General features: G+C 71.6%; 13 protein-coding genes. 9 read left to right on the top strand and 4 right to left on the bottom strand.

What is annotated here, in order from left to right:
* Positions 1–144 precede the first annotated feature (144 nt).
* The 3 genes from IH09_RS21930 to rsgA all read left to right on the top strand — a co-directional run bounded on the left by IH09_RS21930 (position 145) and on the right by rsgA (position 3,210).
* Complete coding sequence (locus IH09_RS21930) at positions 145–471, top strand: histone-like nucleoid-structuring protein Lsr2 (RefSeq protein ID WP_052858991.1); 327 nt, start codon at positions 145–147, stop codon at positions 469–471.
* Between the two features lie 433 nt (positions 472–904).
* A complete protein-coding gene (locus tag IH09_RS21925) occupies positions 905–1,657 on the top strand; it encodes a Clp protease N-terminal domain-containing protein (RefSeq protein ID WP_052858989.1) in 753 nt (250 codons plus the stop codon).
* 308 nt (positions 1,658–1,965) lie between these two features.
* Complete coding sequence (rsgA, locus tag IH09_RS21920) at positions 1,966–3,210, top strand: ribosome small subunit-dependent GTPase A (protein ID WP_205379277.1); 1,245 nt, start codon at positions 1,966–1,968, stop codon at positions 3,208–3,210.
* 166 nt (positions 3,211–3,376) lie between these two features.
* On the opposite strand, the gene IH09_RS21915 is transcribed toward rsgA, so the two are convergent.
* Together IH09_RS21915 and IH09_RS21910 are read right to left on the bottom strand one after the other, a co-directional pair.
* Positions 3,377–3,859 (bottom strand): DUF456 domain-containing protein, encoded by a 483-nt coding sequence (locus IH09_RS21915; RefSeq protein WP_052858986.1) that lies wholly within the window; start codon positions 3,857–3,859, stop codon positions 3,377–3,379.
* A gap of 271 nt (positions 3,860–4,130) precedes the next feature.
* Positions 4,131–5,150, bottom strand: a complete 1,020-nt coding sequence (locus tag IH09_RS21910) for a helix-turn-helix transcriptional regulator (RefSeq protein WP_052858984.1) — start codon at positions 5,148–5,150, stop codon at positions 4,131–4,133.
* Between the two features lie 352 nt (positions 5,151–5,502).
* Here IH09_RS21910 and IH09_RS21905 point away from each other — a divergent pair, with 352 nt between their 5' ends.
* The 4 genes from IH09_RS21905 (at position 5,503) to IH09_RS21890 (ending at position 13,616) form a co-directional block, all read left to right on the top strand.
* Positions 5,503–8,883, top strand: a complete 3,381-nt coding sequence (locus IH09_RS21905) for a S8 family serine peptidase (protein ID WP_318279516.1) — start codon at positions 5,503–5,505, stop codon at positions 8,881–8,883.
* Between the two features lie 103 nt (positions 8,884–8,986).
* Entirely contained in the window at positions 8,987–10,777 is a 1,791-nt protein-coding gene (locus IH09_RS21900) for a protein phosphatase 2C domain-containing protein (RefSeq protein WP_052858982.1), read from the top strand.
* Positions 10,778–11,124: 347 nt separating this feature from the next.
* Positions 11,125–12,867 carry a pyruvate dehydrogenase gene (locus IH09_RS21895; protein ID WP_052858980.1) on the top strand — a complete coding sequence of 581 codons (1,743 nt, stop codon included), beginning with the start codon at positions 11,125–11,127 and terminating at the stop codon, positions 12,865–12,867.
* A 368-nt stretch (positions 12,868–13,235) separates the two neighbouring features.
* The gene (locus IH09_RS21890) at positions 13,236–13,616 is read left to right on the top strand and encodes an ATP-binding protein (protein ID WP_190233374.1); all 381 of its coding nucleotides are present in this window, start codon (positions 13,236–13,238) and stop codon (positions 13,614–13,616) included.
* A gap of 62 nt (positions 13,617–13,678) precedes the next feature.
* Here the strand turns inward: IH09_RS21890 and IH09_RS21885 are convergent, their stop codons facing one another.
* The gene (locus tag IH09_RS21885) at positions 13,679–14,752 is read right to left on the bottom strand and encodes a DUF2637 domain-containing protein (RefSeq protein ID WP_052858978.1); all 1,074 of its coding nucleotides are present in this window, start codon (positions 14,750–14,752) and stop codon (positions 13,679–13,681) included.
* Positions 14,753–15,045: 293 nt separating this feature from the next.
* Positions 15,046–15,765 (bottom strand): class I SAM-dependent methyltransferase, encoded by a 720-nt coding sequence (locus IH09_RS37685; RefSeq protein ID WP_172450704.1) that lies wholly within the window; start codon positions 15,763–15,765, stop codon positions 15,046–15,048.
* 932 nt (positions 15,766–16,697) lie between these two features.
* Here IH09_RS37685 and IH09_RS21875 point away from each other — a divergent pair.
* Positions 16,698–17,915, top strand: coding sequence for an MFS transporter (locus IH09_RS21875; RefSeq protein ID WP_052858974.1), 1,218 nt, complete (start codon positions 16,698–16,700; stop codon positions 17,913–17,915).
* Positions 17,916–17,989: 74 nt separating this feature from the next.
* Complete coding sequence (locus IH09_RS21870) at positions 17,990–18,799, top strand: NAD(P)-binding domain-containing protein (RefSeq protein WP_052858972.1); 810 nt, start codon at positions 17,990–17,992, stop codon at positions 18,797–18,799.
* The last annotated feature ends 47 nt before the right edge of the window (positions 18,800–18,846 follow it).

Genomic DNA, 18,846 nt, shown 5'->3' with positions numbered 1-18,846 from the left:
CAATATCCGGGTGGAGAAGCGCTCCCCCTCGAATGGGGTGGAGCTCGGAGGCTGCCGTCGGCATACTTTCGCATGCCGTGCCCCGGTTTCCGCGGGAGGGTTCTTCGGTGTTGTGAAGCCTCCAAATGGCCGTACAATCACCGTATGGCACAGAAGGTAATCACCATCTACACAGACGACCTCACGGGCGAAGAGTCCTCGGAGGCCGCAACTCACACCCTCTCCCTCGACGGTGTGACATATGAGATCGACTTGGGTCCGGACAGCTACGACCAGCTGCTGGAGGCCGTTGGGCCCTTCATCCAGGTGGGGCGTAAGACCGGGAAGGCCCGGAAGGTGTCCAAGGCCGCTTCCGGCGGCGGCGACACCGCTGCCATCAGGGCCTGGGCCAAGGAGAACGGATACGAGGTCAACGACCGCGGCCGCGTCCCGGCCCCTGTGCGGGAAGCCTACGAGAAGGCCAACAAGTAAGAATCGAACGGTGAGAGCCCCTCGGCTTCCGAGGGGCTTCTTTTTGTTTGCGGGGGCGGGAATGCGGGGCGAGGTGAGCTGCGCGATGGGGCGACGGGCGGCGGGATAGCGGACCGTGAGATAGCAGGCCGTGGGATAGGGGGACGGTGGGATGGCGAGAAGGGTGTGGGGCGGGGAGGGAAAGAGGGTGGGGGCCGGCGGGCTTCGTGCGGCCCCTGAGTTAGGTGCGTAACTTTCGCCATTGCGGTTGGTGAGAATATTTGTGAGCCGATATGGGGGTGATGTGATCGAAAGGCGTGGTTTTTGGGGCGAGTGAAATGCGGCGGGGAGGTGGCGGGCGGTCCGGGTCCGACGGTCGGGGTGGGTGGCGGCGCGGCCGGTAGATCGTCAACCCAGGGTTGACGATCCGCGATCGTCAACCTATGGTTGACGCATGGAGAAACCGGTGCACGTGACGAACTCGATCCGTCTCGACGACCTGATCGAGGCCATCAAGAAGGTTCATTCCGACGCTCTTGAGCAGCTTTCCGACGCGGTCCTGGCCGCGGATCACCTAGGCGACATCGCCGACCACCTGATCGGCCACTTCGTCGATCAGGCACGACGTTCGGGCGCGTCCTGGACGGACATCGGCCGGAGTATGGGGGTGAGCAAGCAGGCGGCGCAGAAGCGCTTCGTCCCGAAGAATCCGGGCGAGCCGTCGGACCTCGATCCCAACCAGGGGTTCAGCCGGTTCACCCCGCGGGCCCGAAATGTCGTCGTGGCGGCCCAGAGCGAGGCGCGGGCGGCGAACAACGGCGAGATCGGCACCGTCCACCTGGTGCTCGGGCTCCTGCACGAGCCGGAGGGCCTCGCCGCGATCGCCATGATCGCGCGGGATGTGTCGCTGGACGCCGTCCGGCAGGCCGCCACCGCGGCGCTGCCGCCGGCGGCCGGTGAGGTGCCCGAACTCATCCCGTACGACGCGCAGGCGCGCAAGGCACTGGAACTCACCTTCCGGGAGGCCCTGCGGATGGGCCACAACTACATCGGCACCGAGCACATCCTGCTCGCGCTGCTGGAACTGGAGAACGGCACGGGCGTGCTCGCCGACCTCGGTCTTGAGAAGGCGGCCGTCGAAGCCCACATCACCAGCGTCCTGTCCGTCGCCTTCGGCGCCCACGCGCAGGGGCGGAAGCAGTCGTAAATCGCTGGCGTCCGGTTCGGAGCGGGGGCTATGGTTCCCCCGTTCCGAGCCGCGACGTATATCGATGTGTCGATGTGTCGCTCTCGGGTGCACAGGTACGCAGGCAGGCAGCGGTGCAAGGGAGCGCGTCGGGGTACGTGGTTCGCCGCGGAGAAGAGTGGGAGGTGGGGGCATTGATGACGGTCATGGTGACGGGCGCGGCCCGCATTCAGAAGTTCATCGCTTTCACCTCCGTGGCCTCCGGCTGACACCCACACCACTTCCGCGCGCCCAGCGCGCCGCCGGGGCCACCCTTCGAAGGGTTCCCCTTGATTCACGCTTCGCGCCACACGTCTTCGGCGTTTTCGAAGTCTTCCGAGGATTTCGCGCCGACCGCGTCTTTCGCTTCCGAAGCTCGGACCGCCACTCAGGCCCAGCTCGCCACCGAAGCCCCGCACGCTCTCGTCGCGTACGGCTGGGACGACGGCTGGGCCGCCGAGTTCGCTCCGTACGCCGCGCAGGGGCTGCTGCCCGGCCGGGTGGTGCGGGTCGATCGCGGCCAGTGCGATGTCGTCACCGCGGACGGCACCGTGCGGGCCGACACCGAGTTCGTCGTACCGCGCGACCCGATGCGGATCGTGTGCACCGGGGACTGGGTCGCCGTCGACGCGGCCGGTGATCCGCGGTACGTGCGGACGCTGTTGCCGCGCCGTACCGCGTTCGTGCGGTCGACGTCGTCGCAGCGTTCCGAGGGCCAGGTACTGGCCACGAATATCGACCAGATCGTCATCTGTGTGTCGCTCGCGGTCGAACTCGACCCCGGGCGCATCGAGCGGTTCCTCGCGCTCGCCATGTCCAGTTCCGGTGGCGATGCGCTGCTGCACGAGGCGGCACCCGCCGCGGCGGGCGGTGCGCAGCCGTTGGTGGTGCTGACCAAGGCGGATCTGGTCGGCGATCCGGCGACGCTGGCGTATCTCGTTGCGGATGTGGAGAGCGCGGCCCCCGGTGTGCAGGTACTGGCGGTCAGCGCGGAGACGGGGGACGGGCTGGAAGTGCTGGCCGCGGTGCTCGCCGGGGGGACGTCCGTACTGCTGGGGCAGTCCGGCGCGGGGAAGTCGACGCTGGCCAACGCCCTGCTGGGGGAGCAGGTGCAGGGGGTGCAGGCCGCCCGGGACCGGGACGGCAAGGGGCGGCACACGACGACGACGCGGAATCTGCTGCCGCTGCCCTGGGGCGGCGGGCTGATCGACACACCCGGTCTGCGGGGCGTCGGGATGTGGGATGCGGAGTCCGGGCTGACCCGCGCGTTCTCGGACGTCGAGACGCTGGCCGGGGAGTGCCGCTTTCACGACTGCGCCCACGAGGCGGAGCCCGGCTGTGCCGTCCAGGAGGCCATCGACAGCGGGGAGTTGCCCGAGCGCCGGCTCGCCAGTTACCGGAAGCTGCTGCGGGAGAACCAGCGCATCGCCGCGAAGACGGATGCGCGGATGCGCGCGGAGATCCGGCGGGGCTGGAAGCAGCAGCAGGCGCTGGGGCGGCACATGATGGAGCGGAAGCGGGGACCGCGGGGGTGAGCACGCCGCCGCATCCGGCCGTGCGCCGGGTGCGGCGGCAGCCGGCCGCGAAGCCCGGCGCGGGGCCGGTGCCACCTCGGGTGGGCTTCCCCGACCCCGACCCCGACGGTGCCCCCGACCCCGCCCCCGACCCCGGCGGCGCCCCGTGCCCCCTCGACGCATCGGCTCAGCCGGTGAGGACAACCCAGGCCCAGGCGCCCACGACCAGCAGGCAGGCGAACTGTTCGACCAGCACGCTCAGGCCGATGGCGCGCATCACCCTGCGGGTCGCGGCCCAGGCGTCGCCGTGGCTGCCCAGCCGGTCCCGTTCCAGGAGGTAGAGCCCGCCGACGCCGCCCAGGGGGCAGCCGATGACCGGGATCACGAAGAAGCCCACGATGCCGGCGGCCCCGGCCGTGAACAGGGTGCGGTACGGGGTGCCGGCCGCGCGGAGGTCGCGGGCCGGCAGCAGCCATTTCAGGGCCTGGCCGAGCAGCAGGACGAGCGTGGCGCCGATCAGGATCTGCCAGGCGAGCGAGGACCGGCCGGCCGTGGCCCACCACAGCACGCCCGCCCAGACGATCAGCGGACCGGGGATGCCGGGAATCAGCACCCCGAGCAGACCGAGCAGCATGACGAGGCCGACCGCGACCAGCTGCCACCCGTTCATGCGCCGGCCTCACTCCGCCCGGCGCCTCTTCGCCCGGTGGGTGCGCGCCCGCCGCTCTCGGCCACGAGCCCCACGGCGGGTCCGTCCGACGGTCCGGCCGCGGGCCCGGACGGGGGAGGCGTCCGGCGCGGTCCGGTCCGGCGGGTGACTCGTACGCCGTGCTCTCTCATGGCCCAAGCCTGCCGGACACGGGGCGGACGCGCTTCCCGGCGCGGCGCTCCATCGCCCCGCAGGCCCGGGAGCCGCCGGACCGCGGCCGCCATCCGTCCTGTCAGTCCTGTCCGTCGTGTCTCTCCCGCCCCTCGCGCGCCACCCACCCCCGTTCGTAGGCGCGCCAGCCCAGCTGGAGGCGGGTGGTCACACCGGCCAGCGCCATCAGATGGCTGACCCGGCGCTGGACGGTGCGCAGGCCCAGACCGAGCTGCTTGGCGACGCTCGCATCCGTCAGGCCCGCCAGCAGCAGCGAGAGCACTTCGAGGTCGGCGTCGTCCGGGTCGCCCGTGCGCGTTTCGTGCGCGGTGCCGTCGGCCGCCAGCCGGAGCGGTACGGCCTGCCGCCAGACGGCCTCGAACAGGGCCCGGAGCGATTCCAGCAGTCCGCTGTCGTGCACCACCAGCGCCGCGGGCTCAGCGGCCGCCGCGCCGCGCGCGCTCAGCGGCACCAGTGCGAGCGTACGGTCCGCGATCACCAGCTTCGTGGGCACCTTGTCGACCACCCGGACCCGCTCCCGGCGGCCCAGCGCCTCGGACAGCCCGAGCAGTGCGCCGGGCGTGGCCAGCACTCCCCGCTCGATCACCACGCGGTAGTCGACACCGCGCTCGGCGGCCCGGTCCTCGGCCTCGTTCTCGGCGTTGGTCACCGCGGCGGGCGTGGTCGTCACCAGGGCGCACACCTCCTCCGCGGCGCCGAGCTGGAGCTGGCGGAACCGGTGCGCGACGGCGCCGGTGCCGGTCACCACCTCGACCAGATCGTGGACGGCGGGCTCGGCGGCCCGGCCCCGGAACTCCTCGGCCAGCACCGCCGCCGCCATCTCCGCCCGGTCGAGTTCGTGCCGCTGCTGGGTAAGCAGCGCGCCGAGCGCGACCGCGGGCGGCGCGGCGACCCAGCGGCCGGGCCGGGTGGAGGACCGGGCGGCCAGCCCCTGCCGCTCCAGGTGACGCAGGGCACGTACGGTGTCGTCCTCGGGCAGCGTCAACTGATTGGCCAGATAAGGGACTTCGGCGGCGCCCAGGCCGACCAGCGTCCGATAGGCCGCTTCCTGCGCCTCGTCCAGACCTATGGCACCGAGCATTTCGTCTCTCCTCCGGCCGCCGGACCGCGAGCCGTGGCGGGAAGGGGCCACGGCGTGAACCCGCCATCGGCATCATCCCCGCACCACCCCGTGCTCTGCCAAGGTGTCGGCACCGCGGCACCAGTTGGCACAGGTGGAGATGGGGTGTGTGATGCGTTCCGGCTCGGACAGCAGCAGTGCACGAAGGGCACGAAGACCTCGTATCGGCAGGAGGGGGACGGCGGATACGTCGGCCGTGCCGGGCGCGGAGCCGCCCCGCCCGCCGGCCCGCCAGATATATACGGCCCGCCGGATACGCACGGCCCGGCAGATACGTACGGCGCGTACCGGGCTCGGCGCCGCCCTCGCCGCCGTGCTGGGTGTCGCCCTCGCCGTACCGTCCCAGGCGCAGCCGGCTGCGGGCGCCGCGGGGCCCGGGGTTTCCGCGGGTAAACCGGGGGCGCGGCCGATCGTGGGCAGTGCCGCGGCGGCGGCCGGCCAGGGCGGGACGAGCGCGACGGTCACCCTCGTCACCGGCGACCGGGTGCAGGTGCTCACCGACGCCACGGGGCACAGTACGGCGGCCGTGCTGCCGCGGGCGGACGGCAGCCAACCGGACGTCCAGACACGGCAGTTGGGCAAGGATCTGTACGTGTACCCGGCCACGGCGGCCGGTGCGCTGGCCCGCGGACGGGTGGACGAGGAGCTGTTCAACGTCACCGGGCTGATCCGGCAGGGCTACGACGACGCGCACAGCGCCACGCTGCCGCTGATCGCCACGTACGACTCCTCGGTCGACGTCGCCCGTTCCGTACCGGTCACCCCGCGCGGGGCCCGGCGCGGCACGGTGCTCGGCGCCATCGACGGGGTCGCGCTGGCCGCGGACAAGAAGCAGGCGCGGGACTTCTGGCAGGACATCGGCGACGGCCGGTCCCGCGCCGCCGCCGCACCGAAGAAGCTGTGGCTGGACCGGAAGGTGAAGGCCACGCTGGACCGGTCGACGAAGCAGGTGAACGCGGTGCAGGCGTGGGCCGCGGGCTTCGACGGCAAGGGCACCCAGGTCGCCGTCCTGGACACCGGCGCCGACACCGGACACCCGGACCTCCAGGGCCGGATCGCCGGTACGAAGAACTTCACCGACGCGGCGGGCGTCGAGGACGTCCAGGGGCACGGTACGCACACCGCCTCGACCGTCGGCGGCAGCGGCGCCGCCAGCGGCGGTAAGAAGAAGGGCGTCGCGCCGGGCACCGGGCTGCTGATCGGGAAGGTCCTCAACGACAGCGGCTCCGGGGCCACGTCGTGGATCATCGCCGGTATGCAGTGGGCCGTCGAGCAGCGGGCCGACGTGGTGTCGATGAGCCTCGGCACGCCCGAGCCCACGGACTGCACGGACCCGCTGGGGCTGGCGGCCGAGGAACTGTCCAAGAACACCAGGACCCTGTTCGTCGTCGCCGCGGGCAACACCGGACCGGCCAAGTCGACCGTCTCGTCGCCCGGTTGCGCGCCCGGTGTGCTGACTGTCGGAGCGGTGGACCGCGACGAGAGCACCGCCCAGTTCTCCAGCCGCGGCCCGGTGCTCACCACCCACACCCTCAAGCCGGAGATCGCCGCCCCGGGCGTCGGGATCTCCGCCGCGTCCGCCGGGGGCCGCGGCGTCTACGCCTACCGCTCGATGTCCGGTACGTCGATGGCCGCACCGCATGTCGCCGGTGCCGCGGCCGTCGTCCGCCAGGCACACCCCGACTGGACGGCCCAGCAGGTCAAGTCCGCCCTGGTGGCCTCCGCGCAGACCGGGACGGGCACCGCGGCCGCGGGCGCCTTCGGCGGCGCCGACGAGATCGGGGCCGGCCGGCTCGACGTGGCGGCCGCCGTCCACCAGCAGGTGCTGGCCGTCCCCGCCGTCCAGGGCGGCGACTTCAGCTGGCCGCAGAGCCCCGCGGACCGCACGAGCGTCGACGTCCCCTACACCAACACCACCGCCCACGAGGTGCGGCTGACCCTCACCGTCAGCGGGGTGCGCGGCAACGACGGCACCGCCGTGACCTCGCCGATCGCCCGGATCGGCAAGCGCACGGTGACCGTACCGGCCGGGGGCACCGTCCGGGTACCGCTGGCCCTCACCCCCGACGCGCACCTCGCGAAGGGGCAGTACGGCGACATCACCGGGCGGGTGCTGGGTACCGGCGTGGGCGGCGTACGGGTGTCCGTACCGTTCTCCCTCCACGTCGAACCGCAGACCGTCACCCTGAAGATCAAGATGACCGACCGGACCGGCGCCCCGGCCACCGGGAGTTCCGCCCTCGACGTGGTGTCCACCGACACCGCCACCGGGGAGCGCCGGGTCAACGACGGCGCCAAGGAACAGCTCTTCCACGTCCGCCCCGGCGCCTACCTCATCAGCGGGTTCGTCACGACCGGCGACGACTCGCTGAGCTATCTCGGGCACCCCGAATTCCGCCTGACCAAGGACACCACCCTCCTCCTGGACGCCCGCCGGGCACACCGCCTGACCGTCCGCACCGACCGCAACGCCGAGGTACGGCGCACCGTACTCACCTACGGCCGCTGGTGGGACGACACCTGGCTGATGGCGGGTACGGCGACGACCGCGACCCCGGGGACGCAGATCTACGCCTCGGTCGAGGGCCGGGCGCACGACGGCGGCTACGAATTCAGCAGCGACTGGCGCGCGTACGGCACGGATCCCGGGTCCGGCCCGTACGTCTACAACCTGGCCTTCCCCGAGGACGGCCCGGTCGGCGCCGACCGCTCCTACCGGGTGCGCGACAAGGACCTGGCCGCCGTACGCGCCGACTGGCACGCCGTCGGCAAGGAGGCCGACTACCTGGACCTGCTCGCCATCCGGCCGTCCTGGAATCCGCAGAGCTACGTGGACGTCGGCTCCTTCGACGCGGTCCACGCGCCCGGCGTCCGCACCGAGTACTACACGCCCGGCGGCGTCGTCTGGCAGCATTCGGCCCTCACCACCATGCCGTTCGCGGCGCTGCTGACCGACCGCAACCGCAGCTACCGGGCGGGCGAGCGGCGCACCGAGGAGTGGTACCGCGGCGTACTGCGGCCCACCGCCCCGCAGAACGAGGACGGCACCCCGCAGCTGGTCGCCGAGCGGCAGGGCAACCAGATCGGCTTCAGCGCCGGCTTCTGGAACGACAGCTCCGGCGAACACTGGTCCCAGGGCGGCTCGTTCGGCGATATCGGCAACCTCCGGCTGCGCCGCAACGGGGAGCAGATCGGCGACAGCGCCTACCCGTCCGGGGTGTTCGACGTCCCGGCGGACGAGGCGACGTACCAACTCCAGCGCGATACGGAGAAGATCCCCTCCTCCGACCGCAACTGGCTGCGTTCCGCGTCGACTTCGACGACCTGGACCTTCCGCTCCCATCTGGAGCCGGAGGTGTACTCCCGCGGCCTGCCGATCCTCTTCCCCGACTACGGGGTGCCGGTGGACGGCATGAACACCCTCCCCGCCAAGGACGGCCAGCGCATCACCCTGGCCGTATCCGGCCACGCCGGGTACACCCCGGGAGCCATCGCCAAGGCGGCGCTGTCCTATTCGTACGACGGCGGGAAGACCTGGCGGTCCGCCAGGACCGCGCACACGGGCGGGACGTGGACGGCGACCGTCGACCACGCCGGAGCCGCCGGTGAACAGGTCACACTGAAGTCCGAACTGACCGACACGAAGGGGAATTCGGTCAGCCAGACCGTGGCCCGCGCCTATGACGTGCGCTGACCTCTGAACTCCGCCGGGCGGTCACCCTTCGTGGGTGGCCGCCCGGCGGCGTCCCGGGTCCGCGCCCTGTTTCCGGCGCGCCCGGCCATGGAAGATACCGCCCATGAACCAGCAGGGGGCACGACGCGGCCACGAGGACGACTGGTGGCGGCAGTTGTACGGCGACGGCGACGGCGACGGCGGTCGCGACGGCGGCGCCGACGGGGGACGTGCCGGCGGCGGCGCGAGGGAAGGCGGCACGCGGCACGGCGGGGCGCGGGACGCGGGACCGTCCGATGTGTCGGACACGCTCGACGACCGGGTCGAATCGGTGCTGCGGGCGGTGGGTCCGGCGACCGTGGTGCGGCGGGAGGAGGCGGCGGAGCCGGGGGAGCCGGGGGAGGACGTGGCGGGGTCGGTGGCGGAGGCGCCGGAGGCGTCTCTGGTGGAGCTGTTACCGCCGTCTGCTGGGGCGTCTGCCGGGCTGTCTGCTCCGCCGGCTGCCTCGGCCGTACTGCCTGAGCCCGTACCGTCCCCGCCCTCGTCCGTACCGCCCGAGCCCGTACCGTCCGCGCCCTCGGCCGGGATCCCGCTCCAGGTCATGGAGCCGGGTCCGGGTCCGGGACCGCACCCGCACCCGTCGCCGCTCCCGTCCGCCCCACCCTCTCCGCCCTCCTTGCCTCCGTCCCAGCTCTCCCCACCCGCCACATCGGCCTCCCCGCCCTGCGCACCCCTCGCCGTCGACTACGTGGGGGACCGGCCGCCCACGTACGACCCCGAGCCGGTCGCACTGCCCGCCGCCGACCCCGCCGCCCTCGACGAGTTGGTGCCCGATACCGCGCTGGAGGGCGCCCGGTACGGGTCGCTGACGCTCCGGGCGGCCTCGTTGCGCGGCGACTCCGCGCGCTATCGGGGCGAACCGCGCCGGGACGCACTCCTCACCGCCCGCTTCGGCACCGGCCGGCACACCCTCATCCTGGTCGCCCTCGCGACCGGCGCGCCCGTCGGTGAGCGCGCCCACCTCGCCGCCCGCGACGCCTGCGCCTGGATCGGCGGTGCGGTCGGTCGCGGCCACACCCGACTGGCGGAGGACATCCGTACGGACAATCGCGGCGCCCTCAAGGCCGGACTGCAACGGCTCACCGCCCGCACCTACGGCAGACTCCGCGGCCGGGCGGCGGAACTGGGTGCCGAACCGGAGGAGTACACGGCCGCGCTGCGCTGTCTGCTGCTGCCCGCCGACCCGGAATGCCGCACCCGGGTGTTCTTCGGCGTCGGCGAGGGCGGCCTCTTCCGGCTCCGCGACGACGCCTGGCAGGACCTCGAACCCACCCCGCCGGGCCGCGACGCGGTGACCGGGCCGGGCCACGAGCCGGTCGCCGGACCGGGCGGTGCGCCGCAGTCCGGCTCCGGGCACACCCCGCCGGACGACGGCCCGCGCCCCGCACCGGACCCCGGCCATGGCGCGGGACCGTCCGGGAACGGGCCCGACGGCCCGCCCATCGACCTCCGGCCCGCTGCCGCCCCCACCGCCCCCCGGACCGCCGACGTCTCGGCGCTCACCACCCCCGGCCCGGCCGCTTCTCCCACCCCGGGCCCTGCCATACCCGCTCCCGCCCCGCTCCCGGGCCACTCCGCCCCCGACCGGCCGCAGGCCCCGGAACCGTCCGAGAACGGAGCGGAGCCGGCACCGTTCCTCTTCCAGGTCTTGGCCACCCGTCCGGGTGACGCCCTGCTGCTGTGCAGCGCCGGGCTGGCCGAGCCGCTGACCGAAGAGCCCGAGTTCGCGGACCGGCTGGCCGCCCAGTGGTCCCGCGCCGAGCCGCCCGGCCTGGTCTCCTTCCTTGCCGCCGCGCAACTGCGCGTCAAGGGGCATGCGCGGGACCGCACGGCCGTGGCGGTCTGGGAGACGTAGCACCGGACACCGGACCGGGGGACGGCCGCCGAACCGGACCCGGCCCGGAAACGGAGCGAAGGCCACCGGAGCGAAAGCCGACCGGACGGAGATGGACGGAGACGGACGGAGCCCGACCGGAGCCGGAAGGGGCGGGGCGGACGGGGCGGGCCGCGCCGCCCAGGGCAGCGGAGGCGGATCGGCGCCGCACGTGGGTTCATGGGAGGGAGCAACGTCCGTCGGACCGCGGCCCATGGCTCACCGGTCCATGGCCCACCGGTCCACGAGCCACCGGCCGGTGAGTCCGCCCGCCCAGGGGCCACCGGCCCACGCGCCCCATCGATCCCCGTCAGAGGAGCGAAAGCGACATGGCGAAGCAGACCGTGGCCGAGCAGTTCGTGAACATCCTGGTGCGCGCCGGGGTGCAACGGCTCTACGGCGTCGTCGGCGACAGCCTCAACCCGGTGGTGGACGCCATCCGCCGGAACTCCGCGATCGACTGGATCCAGGTCCGGCACGAAGAGGTCGCGGCCTTCGCCGCCGGCGCGGAAGCCCAGCTCACCGGCAAGCTCGCCGCCTGCGCCGGCTCCTGCGGCCCCGGCAACCTGCACCTCATCAACGGCCTGTACGACGCCCACCGTTCCATGGCCCCGGTACTCGCCCTCGCCTCACACATCCCCTCCAGCGAAATCGGCACCAGCTACTTCCAGGAGACCCACCCCGACCGGCTGTTCGCCGAATGCAGCCATTACAGCGAGCTGATCTCCAGTCCCCGGCAGATGCCGCGCGTACTCCAGACGGCGATCCAGCACGCCATCGGGCAGAGCGGCGTCTCGGTCGTCTCGCTGCCCGGCGATATCGCCGCCGAGCAGGCACCCGACCGTGCCATCGAGCACGCCCTGGTCACCGCGCGTCCGTCGGTGCGCCCCGGTGACGCCGAGATCGACCGGCTGGCCCGGATGATCGACGAGGCCGACAAGATCACGCTGTTCTGCGGCAGCGGGACGGCCGGCGCGCACGCCGAGGTGATGGAGTTCGCCGAGCGCGTGAAGTCCCCGGTCGGGCACGCGCTGCGCGGCAAGGAATGGATCCAGTACGACAACCCTTACGACGTCGGCATGAGCGGGCTGCTCGGATACGGCGCGGCGTACGAGGCCACCCACGGATGCGATCTGCTGATCATGCTCGGCACGGACTTCCCGTACAACGCGTTCCTGCCCGACGACGTCAAGATCGTCCAGGTCGATGTCCGGCCCGAGCACCTGGGCCGCCGCTCCAAACTCGACCTCGCCGTATGGGGCGACGTCCGGGAGACACTGCGCTGCCTGACGCCCAGGGTGCAGGTCAAGAACGACCGCAGGTTCCTGGACCGGATGCTGAAGAAGCACGCCGACGCGCTGGAAGGCGTCGTCAGCGCCTACACCCGCAAGGTCGAGAAGCACGTCCCGATCCACCCCGAGTACGTCGCTTCCGTCCTCGACGAGGAGGCCGCCGACGACGCGGTCTTCACGGTCGACACGGGCATGTGCAACGTCTGGGCCGCCCGCTACCTCACCCCCAACGGCCGCCGCCGGGTGATCGGTTCGTTCACCCACGGTTCGATGGCGAACGCGCTGCCGCAGGCGATCGGCGCCCAGTTCATCGACCGTGACCGGCAGGTCGTCTCCATGTCGGGCGACGGCGGATTCACCATGCTGATGGGCGACTTCCTCACCCTGGTCCAGTACGACCTGCCGGTGAAGGTGGTGCTCTTCAACAACTCCTCGCTGGGCATGGTGGAGTTGGAGATGCTGGTCGCCGGACTGCCGTCGTACGGCACCACCAACCGCAACCCGGACTTCGCGGCCATCGCCCGCGCGGCCGGTGCGCACGGCGTACGGGTGGAGAAGCCCCGCCAGCTGCGCGGCGCGCTGCACGACGCCTTCAAGCACAAGGGCCCCGCACTCGTCGACATCGTCACCGACCCCAACGCCCTGTCCATCCCCCCGAAGATCAGCGCGGAGATGGTGTCCGGCTTCGCGCTGTCGGCCGGCAAGATCGTGCTGGACGGCGGCGTCGGCCGGATGCTCCAGATGGCCCGCTCCAACCTGCGGAACATCCCGCGGATGTGACGCGGGGCCTGCGCAACATCGTGCGGACGTGGCGGACGGGCCTGCGACGGATGTGACACGTGAGAGGGAGCGCCTCCCGCGTCACACGCCCGGACCGTACGCGCCCGAGCGCGGCGCTTCCGGGCGCCGTGCGTCCGTGACGCGTACGCCCCGCCGGTGCGCCGGTCGCCGCGCGCCCGCCGCGGGCCCAAGCATGGCGCCTGATCGGATGGGCATGCTGACCGTGAGGCTGTTCGAGGGAGCGGGCCTACGGTTCGTTGGGGGGCGGGGGAGACATGCGTCAGCCTGTGCGGCAGCAGAAACGGGACGGCCGGGGGGATGCGGCCGAGGGGGACGGAGGCGGGGCGGTCGTCGCGCGGGCGCCGCGGATGCTGGAGCGGAAGGTCCGGCCCGCGGACCTCGCCGCGGTGGCCGAGGTGCGTGCCGAGTTACGCCAGCTGCTGAGCCGCTGGCCACCGTCGCCGGACGACGGCCTGATAGAGGTGGCGGCGCTGCTCACCAGCGAGTTGGTCACCAATGCCCTCGTTCATACGAAGGGCGGCGCGGTCGTCACCGCCGCGGTCACCGACCGGCTGCGGGTGGAGGTGCGGGACTTCGCACCCCGGCGCCCCGAACCGCGCGCGCCGGGCGTCGACGGTACCTCCGGCAGAGGTCTGATGCTGGTGCGCTCGCTCGCGGACGCCTGGGGGGTGCGGACCCACGCGGCAGGCAAATGCGTCTGGTTCGAGCTGGGTGGCGGCGCGGGCTGACGGGCTGGGCGGCGGACCGGGTCTGGCGGAGCGTCGGAGGCGCCAGTGCGATCCGCCGCCGGTCAGCCGAAATGCCGTTCGATCTCGGCCAGTTTTTCCTCCAGTGAGTCCAGTCGGGGGATGGTCTGGGTGTCGTCCTCGGCGGTGAGATCCACGGCCGGCCGCCGCGGGGCGGTGCTCTCAGCGTCCGACACCGCTTTCAGGGCCGGGCGGGAGCGCACCGGTGGCTCTCCCGAGGGCAGTGGTTCCGGGTCGCCGGTTATGACGGGGTCCGGGCCGGCCATCTCCGCGGTGGCCGCGGCGCCCTGCGGTACGGCCAGCCGCCGCCCGCTCCGGCCGAGGCCCCACGAGCGGTGCTGCCGGTTGATGGCCTTGATCCGGGCCCGGTCGAACTTGCCCTGCTCGCGCCTGCGTTGCCGGTTCCGCTCCTTCTCGCGGCGGTCCTCCCGGACCTCCTCGACGGCCTCGTCCAGCGTCCGCACACCCTCCAGCAGCATCAGCGACCAGGCCGCGAAGGTCTCCCGGGGGGCGCGCAGCCAGCGCACGATCCGGATCTGCGGCAGCGGGCGGGGCACCAGGCCCTGCTCGCGCAGCGCCGCCCGGCGGGTCTGCTTCAGCGCCCGGTCGAAGAGCACCGCGGCCGACAGCGACATCCCGGCGAAGAACTGCGGCGCGCCCGCGTGGTCCAAGCCGCGCGGCGCGTGCACCCAGTTGAACCAGGCCGCCGCGCCCGCGAACGTCCACACCAGCATGCGCGAACCGAGCGCCGCGTCCCCGTGGCTGGCCTCGCGCACGGCGAGCACGGAGCAGAACATCGCCGCACCGTCGAGCCCGAAGGGCACCAAGTACTCCCAGCCTCCGGTGAGGTTGAGGTTCTGCACGCCGAAGCCGACCAGGCCGTGGAAGGACAGCGCGGCGGCGACCGCCGCACAGCAGAACAGCAGCAGATACGAGGCCGAGGCGAACAGGGCCTCCTTGCGGCGGCGCCGTTCCTCGCTGCGCTCCCAGGAGTCATCGCCGGTGGACCGGGCGGCCGCGCGCCTGCCGCGCAGGACCAGCGCCGCGGCCGCCAGGACGCCGGCGAGCAGCAGCGCTGCCGGAACCAGCCAATCCAGCGATATATCCGTCATTCTCATTCTGGAGCTTCCTTGCCTCGCGATACGCACTGTCGCGCGCCATCCTGGCGGAAGCCGCCACCGTCACCGGGGAACTCGGAACAAGAGAACGCCAAGGGGTGCGATGAAGCCGCTTTGATGTCGAACTGCCGTACGTAAAAGACAAGTTGAGTTCGAATGTGATCGCCCTGGGCGGAGAGGTGCGCCGGTTCGAGGGTGGCAACAAGCTCGCAGTCACGCCCGAATCCCGTCCGTTTCTCCGTTTGGCGGTGATGGCGGAGAGCGAAAGGGTGGCGGGGCGGTGGGGAACCGGATCAGTCTGTGCGGCGACCGTGGTAGATGAGCCGATGGGGCGACAGTCCCTGACCGTATCCGCGGTCGATTCCGACGAGTTCGAAGCCTGCGTGGGCGAGTGCTGCCGCGAGATGGAGTGCGCGGTGGAAGACCCAGCGTTCCGTTACCTGGGTAAGTATGCGGCCGGCTCGACGGAATTGCTTTTCGATCAGCACGTGGTCGGTTCGCAGGCGGCGCCGCTCCCACTCCTCCACGTGGCCACCGGCCTCTAGGCAGGTTTCGGCGAGGCTGAGTTGCCAGTCGCTCTCCGTGCGTGAGTCGAAACTCTCGCTGACGTCGATGTGGATCGAACCACCCGGTGCGAGAACGCGGGCGGCCTCTGTCAGGGCCCGTTCCCGGTCGGATGGTGTCAACAGCAATTGCAGCGTCGAATAGGGGATGACGGCGATTGAGTGAAGTCCCCGTAGCGGGAGGCTGCGCATGTCCCCGCAGACGGGGTGCAGACCGGGCGTGCGGGGCATCCTGGCGAGCCGTTCCCGGCTGAGGTCGATGGCGGTCACTCGGCGTCTTGCGCGCTGTGCCAGTGCGCTTGCCACCCGTCCGGTGCCGGCCCCGAGGACCAGCACGGTTTCGTGTTGCTCGGTGACGCGGGTCCAGTAGGCCGTGTCGTTGCGTTGACGGCGTAGCCGGTGGGTGTTGTGCCAGTCGTAGAGCAAAGCCTCCCACTGCGCGGGATTCACTCGGCAGGGCTCCTTGTGGTGTAGGGCGACCGACGGGGGAGCGGCGGCTCGGTGGGGCGTATGACTGCCGGCGCCGGGACGGTCCGGCCCCGCTGGTTCCCAGGGCGTTGTCCGAGCCCCGTGCCGCCTGGATGCGACGCCGGACGGAATCGGATAGCGGTGGGAGAGGTCCACACAGGCTGCCCACGGGTCACCGCGCTACCCGTTGGCCTGTTGCGGCTACGGGGTGCGCCGCGGGAAATCGGCCAGCGATGGGGCCTCTTTCCCGGCGGCGGAGGGCAGCTCCGAGCCCCCGTGCCGGGCCGCGCCAAGGGAGCGAGGCGACGATGCCGATATTTTCTTGCCTTTCGGGAAGGCGCGATACTTTCGCTCTTCTTGTGAATGTATGAATAACCGCCATGGATGGGTGTGTGGGTTGTCGCGCTGACCTGTTCTGGTCGTCCGGATGTGAACGAGAGGTGGCGTTCAGGAAAAGGAAGTCCCGGGGATCGTGTTCCCGATGCGGCGTCATGACGGTGTCATACAGGCGTTGCTCGCGGTACTCCGATCGCTGTTTTGTCGAGTGGGGAGGAGCTCGGAGGGTTATCCGGGTATGGGTTCGGGGCATTGTTCCCGGTGATATTCCCGGCGAGGAGCAGGCGGCGGCCTTCTGGCCAAAGCCCAAGGTACGGAACGGATTTGGTTGACCATGTCCGAGTAATCGTGCTTGGGTTTCCGGGAATCGCCGCCCGGAGAAACTCTCCCGGCAGGGGTCGAAGAAGTGATGTCGTCGCGGGCTGCTTGACCCGTTAGAGGCCGCGGTGCGATTCGAAAAGAAATGCGAAATTCGGGAGGTGAGGCGAATGGGGCAGGCGTCGGTGCAAACCCGTACCCGATCAGAGATTTGGCAAGGGTTCGGCGCGGTCGAAAGGCGGGAAGTCGGCACGGTAATCGTGTCGACCTTCCAGAGCCAGAGCACCTCCGCACTGCTGCTGCTGTTGCTTTCCCTTCTCGCGCTGCGGGTGACGGGTTCGGCCGCGAGCGCGCCCCTGGTCGTGGCGGCCGGTGCGCTGCCCGCACTGCTGCTGGTCCGGGCGGTCCGGATCGTCAACCAACTCGTCGACCACCGCTGGGTGATGCTGTCGTCGGACGCCGGAGCGTTCGCCGTGACCGTGACGCTCTGGCTGCTGGTGCGCGCCGGGGGGCTACAGGCGTGGCAGATCTACGTCGGCATGTTCCTCTTCGCCGGCTTCGGCGCCTTCTACCTCCCCGCCATGCGCGGCTGGGTCGCCGGCCAGACCACCGGCCTGGAACAGCTGACGTGGCTGAACGCGATGCTGGCCGTCGCCGCCCAGGCATCCGTGGTGATCGGCTGGGCGCTCGGCGGAGTGCTGGCTTCGTCGATCGGTTTCCAGGCATCTCTGGGGCTGTGCGCGCTGTCGTACCTGGTCGGCCTCGTGCTTCAGCTCGTGGTGTTCGTGGTGATCAACCGGGCGTCCTTTCGCAAGTCCGCGGTCGCGTGGCGGACCGTTGCCGCCGGGCCGGTGGAACCGGACGGAACCGCCGGCGTGTGGCGGGAGGTGTTCTCGCCGCGGCGCTTGGGGCTGTTCACCGCCTCGCTGCTCCTCATGGAACTCAGTCACACCCTCGGCTTCAGCATGTTCGTTCCGCTGCTGACCGGCGGTGCCGCCGACAGGTCCTGGATCGCCGGTACGGCGAATGCCTGCTTCGCCCTCGCGGCGATGATCAGCGGAGTGCTCGTCTCCGGCGGCACGTTGGGGCGGTGGACCAGGTCCTGGGTACCGCACATCGTCCTCGCCGGATTCTGCGTCCAGACCGTGTTCGGTCTGAATGCCGCACATCCGGTCCGGGCGATCTGCCTCTACACCGTGGTGGGCCTGCTCAGCGGGGGCGACGCGGCGCTGCAGAGCGAAGTCCAGGACCGCTGGCGCCCGGCCGGCTCGGCGCAGGCGTTCGCCGTCTTCGGCGCGGTGCAGGGCCCGTCGCAACTGGTCGGATCGCTCCTGGTCGCCGGACTGCTGACCTGTTTGTCCGTAGGGACGGTCTACCTCGGCATCATCATGACGCTCGGACTGGGATCGGGACTGGTGCTGGTGCTGGCCAGAACCCGGGCCGGGGTCCGCTCGCCGCACGTCGAAGCCCCCGTTTGAGATCTCGCTGCCTCCGGTTCCGCTCCCCGGACCGGCCGCCGATACCCGATGGAACTCATGAAAGGAACCACGACGTGGCCAACCTCGCCTTGTACGGGCTCGGGGAAATGGGGGCGGACATCGCGTCCTGCCTGGTGACGCGCGGAGCCGAAGTGCACGCGTACGACCCCGTGGCCGACGTGCCGACGGCAGCGGACAACTTCCACCGCTGCGCGACGGCCGCGGAAGCCGCCCGCGCCGCCGCTATCCACCTCGTCGTAGTGAAGCGCCCGGACGACGTACGCGCCCTGCTCTTCGGCGCCGACGGGCTCTGCGCCGCCGCGCCCCCCGGCTCCCACGTGGTGCTGCACACCACCCTCACCCCGCAGACCGTCCGGGAACTGGCCGACGGAGTACGGCAGCAGGGGCACACCCTGCTGGACGCCGCCCTCAGCCGCCGGGACGGCCTGGTCCGCGACGGCTCGCTGTCCCTGTTCGTCGGCGGTACCACGGAGGAACTCACCGCCGTGCGGCCGGTCCTGGAACGCTACGCCGACAACGTGGTACACGCCGGACCGACCGGCGCCGGGATGACCGTGAAGCTCTGCAACAACTGGCTCCTCTACAGCAACCGGCACGCCGCGCTCCAAGCGCTCGGCACCGGACGGGCACTCGGCGTCGACCCCGATGTCCTGCGCGGTGCACTGGCCGCCTCGACCGGCTCCAGTTGGGCACTCGCGCACTACTCGGACCTCGACGAGGCCATCATCACCGGGCAGGGCGCACCGCCCGTCGTACGCGACCGGACGACGTCCGAACTGCGGATGGCCCGGGAAATGGCGGCCACCGGCGGCCAGGTCCCCACCAGCCTCCAGGAGACCTTCGCACTGCTCGACGCGATGTAGGCCACGTCTCGCAGGGCGCCGGGCCGGCCGGCCCCGCCCGTCCGGAA

The sequence above is a fragment of the Streptomyces celluloflavus genome (assembly GCA_000720995.1).
In the GTDB taxonomy this organism is placed as follows: Bacteria; Actinomycetota; Actinomycetes; order Streptomycetales; family Streptomycetaceae; genus Streptomyces; species Streptomyces celluloflavus.
Note: the sequence above shows the minus strand (reverse complement) of the source record. Positions and strands in the feature narration are given on the sequence as shown.